General features: G+C 70.9%; 14 protein-coding genes. 7 read left to right on the top strand and 7 right to left on the bottom strand.

The window, feature by feature from the left end:
- Positions 1-3 precede the first annotated feature (3 nt).
- Both ACIBKY_RS36410 and ACIBKY_RS36405 read left to right on the top strand, forming a co-directional pair.
- On the top strand, positions 4-3,045 hold the full coding sequence (locus ACIBKY_RS36410) for a BTAD domain-containing putative transcriptional regulator (protein WP_397103999.1): 3,042 nt from the start codon (positions 4-6) through the stop codon (positions 3,043-3,045).
- A gap of 52 nt (positions 3,046-3,097) precedes the next feature.
- Positions 3,098-4,342, top strand: a complete 1,245-nt coding sequence (locus ACIBKY_RS36405; protein WP_397103997.1) for an FAD-dependent monooxygenase — start codon at positions 3,098-3,100, stop codon at positions 4,340-4,342.
- On the opposite strand, the gene ACIBKY_RS36400 is transcribed toward ACIBKY_RS36405, so the two are convergent.
- Entirely contained in the window at positions 4,228-5,037 is an 810-nt protein-coding gene (locus tag ACIBKY_RS36400) for a nucleotidyltransferase domain-containing protein (RefSeq protein ID WP_397103995.1), read from the bottom strand. The genes ACIBKY_RS36405 and ACIBKY_RS36400 overlap by 115 nt on opposite strands.
- On the bottom strand, positions 5,034-5,669 hold the full coding sequence (locus tag ACIBKY_RS36395) for a TetR/AcrR family transcriptional regulator (RefSeq protein ID WP_397103993.1): 636 nt from the start codon (positions 5,667-5,669) through the stop codon (positions 5,034-5,036). The genes ACIBKY_RS36400 and ACIBKY_RS36395 overlap by 4 nt, the downstream gene beginning before the upstream one ends.
- Positions 5,670-5,780: 111 nt before the next feature.
- Here ACIBKY_RS36395 and ACIBKY_RS36390 point away from each other — a divergent pair, with 111 nt between their 5' ends.
- Positions 5,781-6,266, top strand: coding sequence for a GNAT family N-acetyltransferase (locus ACIBKY_RS36390; protein WP_397103991.1), 486 nt, complete (start codon positions 5,781-5,783; stop codon positions 6,264-6,266).
- Here ACIBKY_RS36390 and ACIBKY_RS36385 read toward each other — a convergent pair.
- Complete coding sequence (locus ACIBKY_RS36385; protein WP_397103989.1) at positions 6,263-6,640, bottom strand: hypothetical protein; 378 nt, start codon at positions 6,638-6,640, stop codon at positions 6,263-6,265. The genes ACIBKY_RS36390 and ACIBKY_RS36385 overlap by 4 nt on opposite strands.
- 81 nt (positions 6,641-6,721) lie before the next feature.
- Between ACIBKY_RS36385 and ACIBKY_RS36380 the strand changes: the two genes are divergently transcribed.
- Together ACIBKY_RS36380 and ACIBKY_RS36375 are read left to right on the top strand one after the other, a co-directional pair.
- Positions 6,722-7,579: a DMT family transporter gene (locus ACIBKY_RS36380; RefSeq protein ID WP_397103987.1), complete on the top strand. Its 858-nt coding sequence runs from the start codon at positions 6,722-6,724 to the stop codon at positions 7,577-7,579.
- Between the two features lie 9 nt (positions 7,580-7,588).
- Entirely contained in the window at positions 7,589-8,203 is a 615-nt protein-coding gene (locus tag ACIBKY_RS36375) for a GntR family transcriptional regulator (RefSeq protein WP_397103985.1), read from the top strand.
- A gap of 401 nt (positions 8,204-8,604) precedes the next feature.
- On the opposite strand, the gene ACIBKY_RS36370 is transcribed toward ACIBKY_RS36375, so the two are convergent.
- The 3 genes from ACIBKY_RS36370 to msrA form a co-directional block, all read right to left on the bottom strand.
- On the bottom strand, positions 8,605-8,904 hold the full coding sequence (locus tag ACIBKY_RS36370; protein ID WP_397103983.1) for a multiprotein-bridging factor 1 family protein: 300 nt from the start codon (positions 8,902-8,904) through the stop codon (positions 8,605-8,607).
- 271 nt (positions 8,905-9,175) lie between these two features.
- Positions 9,176-9,604: a hypothetical protein gene (locus tag ACIBKY_RS36365; protein WP_397103981.1), complete on the bottom strand. Its 429-nt coding sequence runs from the start codon at positions 9,602-9,604 to the stop codon at positions 9,176-9,178.
- 366 nt (positions 9,605-9,970) lie between these two features.
- The gene (gene msrA / locus ACIBKY_RS36360; protein WP_397103979.1) at positions 9,971-10,630 is read right to left on the bottom strand and encodes a peptide-methionine (S)-S-oxide reductase MsrA; all 660 of its coding nucleotides are present in this window, start codon (positions 10,628-10,630) and stop codon (positions 9,971-9,973) included.
- A 114-nt stretch (positions 10,631-10,744) separates the two neighbouring features.
- Here msrA and rarD point away from each other — a divergent pair, with 114 nt between their 5' ends.
- Both rarD and ACIBKY_RS36350 read left to right on the top strand, forming a co-directional pair.
- Positions 10,745-11,662 (top strand): EamA family transporter RarD, encoded by a 918-nt coding sequence (gene rarD, locus ACIBKY_RS36355; RefSeq protein ID WP_397103977.1) that lies wholly within the window; start codon positions 10,745-10,747, stop codon positions 11,660-11,662.
- A 2-nt stretch (positions 11,663-11,664) separates the two neighbouring features.
- Entirely contained in the window at positions 11,665-11,991 is a 327-nt protein-coding gene (locus ACIBKY_RS36350) for a hypothetical protein (RefSeq protein ID WP_397103975.1), read from the top strand.
- 23 nt (positions 11,992-12,014) lie between these two features.
- Here the strand turns inward: ACIBKY_RS36350 and ACIBKY_RS36345 are convergent, their stop codons facing one another.
- Complete coding sequence (locus tag ACIBKY_RS36345; RefSeq protein WP_397103973.1) at positions 12,015-13,004, bottom strand: polyprenyl synthetase family protein; 990 nt, start codon at positions 13,002-13,004, stop codon at positions 12,015-12,017.
- Between the last annotated feature and the right edge of the window lie 3 nt (positions 13,005-13,007).

Here is a 13,007-nt window from a genome sequence, read left to right as displayed (position 1 = left end):
GGCATGTCGGCTCCCCGGTTCGGAGTCCTGGGGCCGTTGGAGGTCAGGGGCGAGGATGGCGAACCCGTCGCGCTCGGCGGCCCGCGTCCCAGAGCGCTGCTGGCTCTCCTCCTGCTGGACGCGGGAAGGCTGGTCAGCACCGAGCGTCTCATCGACGGCCAGTGGGGCGAGGACCCGCCGGCCGGCGCGGTCAACGCGATCCAGGCCCACGTCTCCCGGCTGCGGCGGCAGCTCCCGCCCGACCTGATCGAGTTCCACGGCAGCGGCTACCGGCTCGCGGTCGACCCCGACGACGTGGACGCCCACCGCTTCGAGCACCTGGCCGCCGAGGGCCGCGCGCTGCTGGCCGCCGCCCAGCCCGAGCGCGCCGCCGCCACGCTCCGGCAGGCCCTCGCGCTGTGGCGCGGCCCCGCCCTGCCGGAAGTGGCCCACGCCGCCGCGCAGATCGCCCGCCTCGACGAGGTACGGCTGGCCGCGACGGAAGACCTGATCGAGGCCGAGCTGGCCCTCCCCGCGGGCACCTCGGTCGGCTCCCTGAGGCAACTCGTCTCCGCGCACCCGCTGCGCGAGCGGCTGCGCGGCCAGCTCATGCGCGCGCTGCACGCGGGCGGCCAGCAGGCCGCGGCCCTGGAGGTCTACGAGGAGGGACGCAGGCTGCTGGCCGACGAACTGGGCGCCGACCCCTCGCCCGAGCTGGCCGGACTCCACGTGGCGATACTGCGCGCCGACGCGCCCCGAGCGAGCCGCCGGCTGCCCGCCCCCCTGACCAGCTTCGTCGGCCGCGAGGCCGAACTGGACCGGCTCGCCGCCCTGGCCGCCGCCCGGCTGGTCACGATCACCGGGCCGGGCGGCACCGGCAAGACCCGCCTGGCCGTGGAGTCCGCCGGCCGGGATGGCCGGGACGTCTGCTTCGTCGACCTGTCGGCGGTGGCCGACGACGGGCTGGTCCCCCATGCGGTGATGGCCGCGCTGGGCGTGCGCGAGACCGGCCTGGGGCTGCTCCAGCCGCCGGATCCCGTCGAGCGGGTCGTGTCCGCGCTGGCCGACCGGAACCTGCTGCTCGTCCTGGACAACTGCGAGCACGTCGTCGCCGCGGCCGCGCTGCTGACCAGGCGGCTGCTCGACGCCTGTCCGAAGCTGTCCGTCCTGGCCACCAGCCGCGAGCCGCTCGGGCTGACCGGCGAGGTACTCGTCCCGCTGGCCCCGCTGGCGCTGCCGGCCGCGGGCGCGCAGCCGGGCGAGTGGGCGCGGGCCCCGGCCGTGCGGCTGTTCACCGAGCGGGCCACGGCCGTGCGTCCCGGATTCGAGCCGGGCCCCGAGGTCGTCGAGATCTGCACGGCGCTCGACGGCTCGCCACTGGCGATCGAACTGGCGGCGGCGCGCCTGCGCTCCTTCACCGTGGCGGAGATCGCCGCCCGGCTGGCCGAGCACGGCCGGTTCAAACTGCTCTCCCGCGGCGACCGGACCGCCGCGGCCAGGCACCGGACGCTACGCGCCGTCGTCGACTGGAGCTGGAGCCTGCTCAGCCACGAGGAGCAGGTGGTGGCCAGGCGGCTGAGCGTGTTCGCGGGCGGGGCCGGTCTGGAAGCCGTCGAGCGGGTCTGCGGCGACGGCGAGGTGCTGGCCGACCTGGTGGACAAGTCCTTCGTGGAGGCGGCCGACGGGCGGTACCGGATGTTCGAGACGGTCCGCCTGTTCTGCGCGGAGAAGCTGGAGGAGGCCGGCGATCCCGCCCGGGACGTGCATGCCGCCTATTTCCTGGAACTGGTGCGGGAAGCCGACCCCTGGCTGCTGCGGGCCGAACAGCTCGACTGGCTGGCCCGGCTCTCCGCCGAGCAGGCCAACCTCCAGGCGGCTTTGCGGCATGCCGTACGCCACGATCCGGGAACGGGGCTGCGACTGGTCGGGGCGCAGGCGGCCTACTGGTTCCTGAGCGGGCGGCGCGGGCAGGCCGCCGCGTCGGCGCGGGAACTGCTGGACCGGGTGGGTGAGCCTCCGGCCGAGCTGGTTGAGGAGTACGTGCTGTGCGTGCTGCTGGCCGTACCGGATGTGCGGCAGGAGCAGTGGGCGCGGGCGGAGGCGATCATGAACGTGCTGGACCGCACGCTGCGCCACCCGTTCGGGACCGTCCTGTGGGGCATGGTCGCGGGGCCCGGCAGTCCCGGCGTCGACCGGAGCCGGCGGGGGCGGATGCTCGGTCCCGAGCCGTGGAGCAGGGCGGTGGCCGTGCTCGGCGAGGCGCTGGTCGACCAGCTCGACGGGCGGCTGGCCGAGGCCGAGCGCGGGCTGGAGTCGGCGCTGGCCAGCTTCACCTCCCTGGGCGAGCGGTGGGGCATGGCGCAGGGCCTGGAGTCGCTGGCCACGCTGGCGAGCTGGCGCGGCGAATGGGCGCGGGCGCGCGAGCTGTGGCAGCGGGCACTCGACCTGATCGGCGAGCTGGGCGCCGACGACGAGGTCGTGGACATCCTGTGCCGCAGGGCCGGCGGGCTGCTGCGCGAGGGCGACCAGGACGCGGCCGCCGCGGACCTGGCCAGAGCCGCCGAGCTGGCGCGCAGGACCGGGCGGCCGGCGATCGTGGAGTTCACGCTGGGCGAGCTGGCCGACCGGCGCGGTGACCCGGCCGCGGCCCGCGAACACTACGAGAACGCGCTGGCCGTCGCCCAGCCCGGCGTCTTCGCCACCGAGGGCCTGCGGCCGCACGCGCAGACCGCCCTCGCGCGCCTGGCCGTGCGGGACGGCGACCACGCGCGGGCACGCGCGCTGCACGCCGAGGCGCTCGCGGGCATCTCGCGCTCGCTGGCCGGCGACCTGGCCACCGTGGTCGAAGGCCACGCCGACCTGGCCCTTCTCGACGGTACGGCGGAGCGTGCCGCCTACCTCCTGGGCGCGGCCGCGACGCTGCGCGGCATGGCCGTCACCGGCGACCGGGCCGTGGCCGAGGTGGCCGCGGCGGCGACGCGGGCGATCGGCGCCGAGCGGTTCGCCGCGCAGTACGCGAAGGGCGCGGCGCTGAGCAGGGACGAGGCGCTGACAGTGCTGCCGTGACCGTCAGCCGGCCGTCGCCGGACTGTCAGCGCCCGCGCCGAAGCTCGTGGACATGAAGAACAGCAACATCCTCATCTCCGGCGCGAGCATCGGCGGCCCCGCCCTCGCCTACTGGCTGGCCCGCCACGGCTTCAACGTGACCGTCGTGGAGAAGTCGCCCGTGCTGCGCCCCGGCGGCCAGGCCGTCGACTTCAAGGGCGAGACGCACCGGCTCGTGCTGGAGCGCACGGGCATCCTGCGGGAGGTGTCGCGGCGCCAGACCGGCGGCACCGACCAGCAGATCGTCGACGCCGGCGGGCGTGAGCTGGCCGTGATACCCGGTTCCTTCACCGGCGGCGACCTCGAGATCGAGCGCGGCGACCTTTCCCGCATCCTGTACGACATCAGCGTGGCGGCCGGCGCGCGCTACGTCTTCGGCGACTCCATCACCTCGCTGACCGAGACCGAGAGCGGCGTGCACGTCACCTTCGAGCGGGGCGCGCCACGCACCTACGACCTGGTCGTGGGCGCCGACGGCATCCACTCCAACGTCCGCAGGCTGGCCTTCGGCCCCGAATCCGACTATGTCACCCATCTCGGCCACTACTACGCGCTGGCCGACCTGCCGGAGCGGTTCGACGGGCCGGCGCGGATGTACAACGAGCCGGGGCGGATGATCGCCTCGGGCGGGCCGAAGGCCGGGGCGCTCTTCGTCTTCGCCGCCGGTGAGCTGTCCTTCGACCGCCACTCGGCCGAGGACATGAAGCGGGTCCTGGTGGAGGCCTACCGCGGCATGGGCTGGCGGGGCACGGAGATCGTGGCCGCGGCGGAGGACGTCTACCTCGACTCCATCAGCCATGTCCGCCTCGACCACTACGCCAAGGGCCGCGTGGCGCTGATCGGCGACGCCGCCTACGGCAACACGCTGGGCGGGTTCGGCACCGGTCTGGCGATGGTCGCGGCGTACGTGCTGGCGGGCGAGTTGGCCGCGGCCGGCGGCGAGTACCGGGCCGCCTACCAGGCGTATGAGGACGCCTTCCTCGGCTACGCCAAGATCGCGCGCACCGGCAACGCCGGCTCCTTCCTGGCGCCGACCACCAGGCGCGGGATCAGGATGCGCAACTGGATCTTCAAGTACCGCTTCCTGCTGCGGGCCATGAAGAAGATCGGCGACCGGGCGGCCACGGACATCGAGCTGAAGGACTACCCGAGCCCGGAGCCGCCGCCCGACAGCCGCTCGGCGTCGGCGATCACGTCGAGGACGAATTCCGCGGCCTCGCCGGGGCGCACCTCGGCGGGCGGGCCACCGCGCCAGTAAGCGAGGGCGCCGCGCAGGAAAGGGTGCCAGCGGGCGTCGAAGACGTCGAGCGCGTACTCGCCGGCGGCCTCCTTCGAGATCACCCCGCCGGTGACGATCGTGTGGTGCAGCCGCGGCGGGCCCAGCGCCGTCCAGGCCATGCCCGTCTTCCGTCCGACCAGCGACGGCTTCGCGCGGCGGGCCGTCCGCTCCGCCAGGCCCTTCCAGTAGCCGCGCAGGTTCGCCAGGTTCCACTCCATCAGCCGCGCGGGCTCAGGGTCGAGACCCAGCTCCGCCGGCTCGGCGCCGCGTACCGCGATGCCGTGTTCGCGCAGGACCTTCCAGGTGACCGGGTTCACGTCGAAGGCGGCGCCGGCGCTGAAGTCGGAGCCGCTGTGGGAGGCGACGGGCCTGATCTGGGTGACGGGCCGGGTGAGTTCCTCGCGGGGGACGAACACGCCGTTGACGGTGCCCGGGATCGCCCAGTTTCCGCGGGCGAGCTGGCGCAGGCCGCCCGGGGTGTTGGCCGTCCATTGCAGGGCGCGCAGGCGGGGCAGGCCGATCGTGCCCTCGGTGACGGCCACGAAGTCGATGTCGCTGCGGCCCCGGCGGAAGGCGCCGAGTGCGGTGGATCCGACCACGTAGAAGCCGGTGATCCTGCCGGGGAGCAGGCGGTCGGCGATCGAGAGGTAGCGCCGGACCTCTGGCACGATCATCCGCGGGTCGCCGCCTTGCGCAGCCGGCCGCGTACGGCCCGCCGTACCAGAGGGCCCATCTCGTCCAGGACGCTCACCAGCACGGCGAGCTCTTCGAGCGAGTCCAGCGCCTTCGCGGCGCCGTCGGCGTCGACTCCCTCGTACAGTTCCAGTCCGATGAAGGCGGCGGCGACCGAGCGCGCCAGCCCGGAGACGTCCACCAGTTCGGCCAGCGGCGTCTCGCGCAGCACCCGCGCCAGCGTCCGCTCCAGCTCCACGACCCACAGGTTGAGTCCGGCGGCGGTCGCGGGGGCCAGCTTGGCGTCGGTCTGGCTGCCGGCCAGCAGTTGCGCGAGCACGGCGATGTTGCCGGACTCCTGCTCCTCGTCGTGGATGGCGCGGCCGAGCGCGAGCAGCTCGGCCAGGGTCGTGACGGCGGCGAAGCGCTCGCGGTAGTGGGCCACCCGCTCGGTGGAGCCGTTCTCGCACGCCTCTGCGAGCAGTTGGTCGACACTGCCGAAGTGGTAGAACACCAGCGCCTGGTTGACTCCGGCCGTGGCGGCGATCGTGCGGGCGGAGACACCTGCGATGCCCTGGGCGCGCAGCGTCGCCAGGGCCGCGTCGAGCAGCTTGGCGCGGGTGGTGGTGGACATCGGCAGCGGCACTCCTCTTCGGGTTTCCCAGAGTAGATGGGGCTGAGCGACCGCTCAAGTCGACGCTGTGATGGGGTATATCGGTATATGTCGGCAGTAGGGGGATATTTCTTGACAGGGATAGAGCTGCGAGAGTGGCGGGACGCGGACGCCCCCGTGGTGCTCCAAGCCTTTCAGTCCGAGGACATGCGCAGGCAGGCGCCGTGGCCCATGGTCACCCTCAAGGACGCCCAGGGCTGGATCGCCGCCTGGGAGGGAGCCGGGCACGCGTTCGCCGTGACCCTGGACGGCCAGGTCGCGGGCAACGTCGCCGTCACCGGCATCGACCGCCACCTCAACGGCTGGGTCTCCTACTGGACCATCCCCGAGGCCCGCGGCAGGGGCGTGGCCGCCATCGCCACCTCCATGCTGGCCGACTGGGCGTTCAAGGAGCGCGGCCTGTTCCGCCTCGAACTCGGCCACCGCGTCAACAACCCCGCCTCCTGCAAGGTCGCCCTCAAGGCCGGATTCCCGGCCGAGGGCATCGAGCGCGCCAAGCTCAGCTACGACGGCGTCCGCTACGACGTCGAACGCCACGCCCGCCTGGCCACCGACTAACGCAGGTCCTCCAATAACCGGTCGAGCAGCCGCACCGCGGGCCCGGCCACCTCGATCGTGTACTCATCGAGCAGGACCAGCGCCTCCTCCAGCGTCGGCACGCTTGTGCGCGGCAGCTCAACGAGCGCCTCGTCCTCCGCGATCACCTCGCCGTCCACCCGGTAGGCGCCGTCGGCCACCGCGACCGAGACGGCGAAGCGCACCTCCCGCCCGTCGGGCAGCGTGAAGACGGTGCCCGCGACCGCACCGGCGGGCGGGGCGAGGTAGGTGAACGGGGCGCTCCGCACGAACGGATGACGCAGCTCGGCGAGGGTTCCCGCGGCCCGGCTCAGCGCCGAGAGCAGGGCGGCCGCGGCCAGACTCTCGCTGTCCACGCACCTGAGCGTAGATCAGCTACGTCACTCCCGCCACCTGATCCCCTGGACAGGATTGTCTGTTTGTCAGACAATCCTGGTATGCGCAATGGTCCGTCCGCCGTCGTCGGCGCCGCCGTCCTCTGGGGTACGGCAGGCACCGCCGGCCTCCTCGTCTCCGCGGACTCGGTGGCGCTGGCCGCCGCCCGCCTGGTCATCGGCGGCGCGGCGCTGGCCCTGCTGGCCTCGACGGAGCTGAGATCCGCCCTGCGACCAGGCCTTCTGCTGGGCGCGGCGGCGGTGGCGGCGTACCAGCTGTGCTTCTTCGCGGCCATCGGCCGCACCGGCGTCGCGATCGGCAGCGTCGTCGCCATCGGCAGCGGTCCCGTCTTCACCGGCCTGCTGTCCTGGCTGCTCCACGGCCAACGCCCCAGCGCACGCTGGTCGGCCGCCACGACCGCCGCGATCGCAGGCTGCGCGGCCCTGATCGCCGGCGGCGGCGCCCAGACCGGCGGACAGGTGCTCTCCGGAATCCTGTTCGCCCTGGCCGGCGGCCTCCTCTACGCCTACTACGCGGTCACCGCCGCCCGCGCCATCTCCCGGGGCCTGCCGTCCAACGCCGTGATGGGCGTCCTGTTCGGCGGCGCCGCCGCGATCATGCTCCCCATCCTCCTGTGGCAAGGCACGGACTGGCTCGCCACCCCGAGCAGCCTGGCGGCCGTCCTGTACCTGGGCCTCGGCACCACCGCATTCGCCTACTTCCTGTACGGCAGAGGCCTGCGCACCACCCCGGTGGCCACAGCCGCCACCCTGGCCCTGGCCGAACCCGCGGTGGCCGCGCTCCTGGGCGTGGTCGTCCTGGGCGAACACCTGGCCCCGCTCTCCATCCTCGGCCTGGCCCTGCTGGCGATCAGCCTGGTGACCGTAGCCCTTCCCGAACCCCGTACGGTGAGCCGCTAGAGTGCCATGGTGCCGTTCAGACCCGTGTCCACCGTCGACGCGCTGGCCGAAGCGCTACGCGGCCGCATCCTGTCCGGCGAACTGGAACCCGGCACGCCTCTCCCCGAACAGGAGATCGCGGCAACCTATGGCGTGGCCCGCCCGACGGTCCGCGAGGCCTTGGCCGTACTGGTCCACGAGGGCCTGCTCCGCCGCGAACGCAACCGCAGCGCCCAAGTCCGCCTGGTCACCCTGGAAGACCTGAGCGACCTCATGTACGTCCGCCGCCCCCTGGAAGACCTGATGGCCAGAGCGCTGGCCGGCCGGAGAGTAGAGGCGGCGGAGTCCGCACTGGCGAGGCTGGAATCCCTCCCGGAAGAAGCCCCATGGTCGGCGATAGTGGCCGAACACATGGCGCTCCACCAGGCGCTGATAGAGGCGGTGGGCAGCCCCCGCCTTGAACGCCTCTACGGCGCCTTGGCCGCCGAAACCCAGCTAGGGGTGGTCCGCCTGCGCGAGGTCTACAAGGACCGAGACCTCCTGATCACCGAACACCGGGACCTCCTGGACGCGATAGCCACCGGTCCCGCAGAAGCCGCCCAAGCCGCAGTAGCCACCCACCTCAACCACTCCTGGGGCGAATAGAAAGGTGCTCCGCTCCGCTCCGCGCGCTCTTCCAGTCGGGGCAAGCCCCGACCCCTGAAGGACCTCCCTCCGGTCGGACGCCCCACTCAGGCCCCACCCGTTACCCAGCTGGGTGGTTCACCCGTTGGACCCTGCCCCGATCAATGGGCCTCGCTCCGCTCGGAGCTTTGACCGTGCGCACCTCCGGCGCTTTCCGGCGGCAGGTTCGTGCGCACAAATACCGAGCGCTACCAGCCGGGCACCTTCTCACCGGGTCGCCTCAATGGCACTCAACCAAGCCGCGTTAGGCAAGACCGAGCCGTCAACAATGACATTCCACCAAGCGTCCCCGTGCGACCCCTTAGGCACCATGCAGCAGGCGCTTCCAACGGCGGCACGTCATCTCACGCGATAGATCAAACTCAGGCTGCGGGCGCGCGCGGACTGATTCGTACCTCCAGATTGGCGTCCAGAGCCCTGGCCGGCCGGCCGAGAACCGGCAACGTGGGAACGGTGCCTCCTCCTTCGAACCGGGCCACGACTGACTGTGTCATGTCAGCCGCACGAGCCAGTTCGCTCTGGCTCCACCCACGAGATTCCCGCATCTCTCTTACCGCCCGGCCAAGCGCAAAGGCGAGATGGGCAGCGTCGTAGGCCTCTGTCGCCCCGGGCTCAGACAGTCGTCGGTCCCGGAGATCGGCCCAATCGGTCCGCTCGGTCATCAGTACTCCTCGTCCGCCGAGTGCGCCTCATCCTTGCAACGGAACAACGCCCGCCGTGCCCGGTCCACTTCTCATCGGGCGCATGATTGGCGATCGGTCTGCGATCCATGACCTGACTCCGCGTCCTCCGAGATCGGTTCGTGTACTGGGTCAGCGCGCGACCACGGAAGCGATTCATGCCGACCCAGACCCGTCACCCGCCGTCGTGGAGCAGCCAGACGATCTGGATGAGGTCGGCTACTTCGGTGGGGGTGCCAGAGGTGCCACGCTGTCAGGTGCTGCCAGCTGGGCTGAAGTCGGTGCAGGCGCGGTTGGACGAGGATGAACTACACACCTTCACCCAGATCTTCTTGCCCTCCGTGTAGTTCTGCTTGTGCTTGCCCTCGCCGTAGAAGACCGCGGTCCCGCTCCCGGCGACCTTCACGTAGGCGACAGGCGCTTTGCCGCCGTTGTCGAACACCTCGACGACGTCACCCTTGTCGGTGTACCGGACTCCGGCGACCACGTTGGAGCCGGACTCACAGGACCGCCTGCAGATCCATGCCTCTGTCTGCCCGGAGCCGGTGCTCCCAGAGCAGACCCAGTTGGGCTTGGACGGATAGCACTTGTTCGGGTCGGCCTGGGCCGCCCCACTGCCGCCGATCAGCATCGCGGCCCCCATGAGGGCTCCTGCGCAGGTCGCGGCGAACTTCTTGATCATCTCATCTCCCCATACATTCGGCTTGAGCGATGAACATGGGGAGTCTAGGGAAACCGGCTTTCGATCCCCTTTTCCGGCGCACGGACCAGGCGCTGTGATCGCCGCAGGGCGTGGAAGTGGTGCACCGCACGCAGCGCACCGGTCAGGACCGCGTACGGCAGGCGCGCAATAGCCACGGACCGGGACGCACAAACCGTGGAAGAGACAGCCCGAACGTTGCCCGCTCTCAGAGACACACTGACCTTGGCGGCCGGGCCGTCTCCCGGGGCGAAGTCTCGCTCTGGCACGCTCATAGGCTCAGTTTGCTACGTGAAATAGCAAAAATGCTGGCCCCCGCTCCACGCAAGGACCAGCCGCTACGCATGCCTACGCCTCGCCGGAGGTCAGGCCGATCGGGCACGCGACTCCGGTGCCGCCGATGCCGCAGTAGCCGTTGGGGACCTTGTACAAGTACTGCTGGTGATAGTCCTCGGCGAAGAAGAACTCCGGGGCCGGGGCGATCTCGGTGGTGATCTCGTCGTAGCCGGAGGCCTTCAGGACGGCCTGGTAGGCGTCTCTTGATGCCAGAGCGGACTTCTCCTGCCCGGGCGAGTGGTAGTAGATCGCGGACCGGTACTGGGTGCCGACGTCGTTGCCCTGGCGCATGCCCTGGGTCGGGTCGTGGTTCTCCCAGAAGAGCTTGAGGAGCTCCTCGTATGACACCTTCGCCGGGTCATACACCACGCGGACCGCCTCCGTGTGGCCGGTGGCGCCGGTGCAGACCTCTTCGTAGGTGGGGTTCTCGGTGTAGCCGCCCTGGTAGCCGACCGCGGTCGTGTACACGCCTTCGGTCTGCCAGAACTTCCGCTCGGCGCCCCAGAAACAGCCGAGGCCGAAGTCGGCGATCTCCAGCCCCTCCGGGTACGGCGGAGCCAGCGGAGCATCGAGTACGGCGTGCCGCGGGGGCACCGGGATCCGGGCGGAGCGCCCCGGCAGGGCCTCCTCCTGACGGACCATCGATGTCTTGTTGCCGAACAGCCAACCCATGGTGCACCTCCTGGTTTCAACCATACAGAGGTGCCAACCGTTAAGACGGCCTAAATAGTCCCACATAGTAGTACGCGTTTGTGTTTAAGCATGTAATGTCCGAAAATGGGCTACATGCCTGACGAGAAGCGTGGTGTGTTGTTCGGGGTCGCGGCCTACGCGATGTGGGGGCTGTTCCCCCTCTACTGGCCGCTGCTCAAGCCCTCGGGGGCGCTTGAGATCCTCGCCCACCGCATGGCGTGGTCGTTGGTTGCGGTGGTCGTCATCCTCGCGGTCAGGCGGCACTGGTCGTGGTTCAGGGAGTTGCTGAAGCAGCCCAGGAAGCTCGTCCTGCTGGCCCTGGCCGCGGTGATCATCACGGTCAACTGGGGCACCTACATCTACGCGGTCAACACCGGCCACGTCGTCGAGGCGGCCTTGGGGTACTTCATCAATCCGCTGGTCAGCGTGCTGTTCGGTGTCCTGCTGCTGCGCGAGCGGCTGCGGCCGCTGCAGTGGGCCGCGGTGGGGTTCGGCATGCTGGCGGTGGTCGTGCTCACCCTCGACTACGGCCGGCTGCCGTGGATCGCGCTCACGCTGGCCGTCAGCTTCGGCGTGTACGGGCTGGTCAAGAAGCAGGCCAACGTCGGCGCCGCCGAGAGCCTCACCGTCGAGACCCTGGTCCTGCTCACGCCCGCCCTCGGCTACCTCGTCTTCCTGGAGGCCACGGGGCAGGCCACGTTCGGCCACACAAACCCCGGCCACGCGCTTCTGCTCGCGGGAGCGGGGCTGATCACCGCGGTTCCGCTGCTGTTCTTCACCGCCTCGGCGATCCGGGTGCCGCTGAGCACGATCGGCGTCCTGCAGTACATCGCGCCGATCCTGCAGTTCCTGTGCGGCGTTCTGATCGTCAAGGAGACCATGCCGCCGAGCCGCTGGATCGGCTTCTCGATCGTGTGGCTGGCCCTGTCGGTCTTCACCTACGACAGCATCAGCGCCGCGCGGGCCAACCGGAAGCGGGCCAGCGCCGAGCTGGTCAAGACGGCGGCCTGACCGTGCTCGACGGCATCTACGCCGGGGACGAGCAGGTCTTCCGCTTCTATCCCGACGGTCTCGTCCTGGATGTTCTGGTACGGCCCGCCCCCACCCCCCAGAGCGGAGCGCTCATCGCCACCTGGCTCCGCCGGGAGGATCCGCCGGCCGGTGTCCACACGGCCCGCTACACGCCCGACGGCGGCGCGTACACCTTCGAGACCAGAAGCCATCTCAGCGACGAGCAGGTCGTCGTCCGGGCGACCAAGGCCAAGGACCACCTGGTCGTCGACCGCCGGGACGGCGGTCGACCGCGCCGCAACCTCCGCTTTGATCGTATTTATCACTAAGAAGCCCGAAAAAGCCCGAAAAATCAGCCTGAGCGCTCCACCACGTAGTCGCACAAAGCCAGGAACGCGTCCTTCGCCGGGATGTCCGGCAGACCCGAGAGATCGGCCCGCGCCCGGTCCACCCACGCGTCCAGTTCCGCACGGGCCTGAGCCATCGCCGGGTGCGCCCGCAGCAGCGTCAGCGCCTCCTCCAGGTCCTCCTCCGCCACCGGCCCCGACAGCAGCGTCTTGAGCCGCGAGTCCTCGGGCGAGGCCAGCAGGTAGAGCACCGGCAGCGTACGGATGCCCTCGCGCAGGTCCGTCCCGGGCGTCTTGCCCGACTCCGACGAGGTCGAGGCCACGTCGAGCAGGTCGTCACCGAGCTGCCAGGCCACGCCGATCGCCTCGCAGGCCCGACTCAGCCGCTCTTCCACGCCCGTGGGAGCGCCCGACAGCAGCGCTCCGAACCGCCCGGAGGCGGCGATGAGCGAGCCCGTCTTGTCGGCCAGCACGTTGATGTAGAAGGAGATCGGGTCGTCGCCGGGACGCGGGCCGATCGTCTCCCTGATCTGGCCCTGCACGAGCCGGGAGAACGTCTGCGCCTGGACCCTGATCAGGTCCGGGCCGAGGTCGGCCAGGAGGTCGGAGGCCTGGGCGAACAGATAGTCGCCGGTCAGGATGGCCACGGTGTTGTCCCACCGGGCGTTGGCCGACGGGGAGCCACGCCGTACCGGAGCCTCGTCCATGACGTCGTCGTGGTAGAGCGAGCCGAGGTGCGTGAGCTCGATCACCACCGCGCCCGGCACGACGCCGGGCGCGGACGGATCGCCGAACTGGGCCGCCAGCAGCAGCATCAGCGTGCGGAACCGCTTGCCGCCCGCCTCGATGAGGTGCTTGGACGCCTCCGTGACGAAGGCGTCCTCGCTCTCGACCGACGAGCGCAGCAGCTTCTCGACCGCGTTCAGCCCACTGGCGATGTCCTGCGCCAACCGCTCGTCCTCAATGGGCAGATCAACAACCGGTGGCGCGGACATAGG

Source organism: Nonomuraea sp. NPDC050394 (assembly GCF_044459065.1).
Classification (GTDB): domain Bacteria; phylum Actinomycetota; class Actinomycetes; order Streptosporangiales; family Streptosporangiaceae; genus Nonomuraea.
Note: the sequence above shows the minus strand (reverse complement) of the source record. Positions and strands in the feature narration are given on the sequence as shown.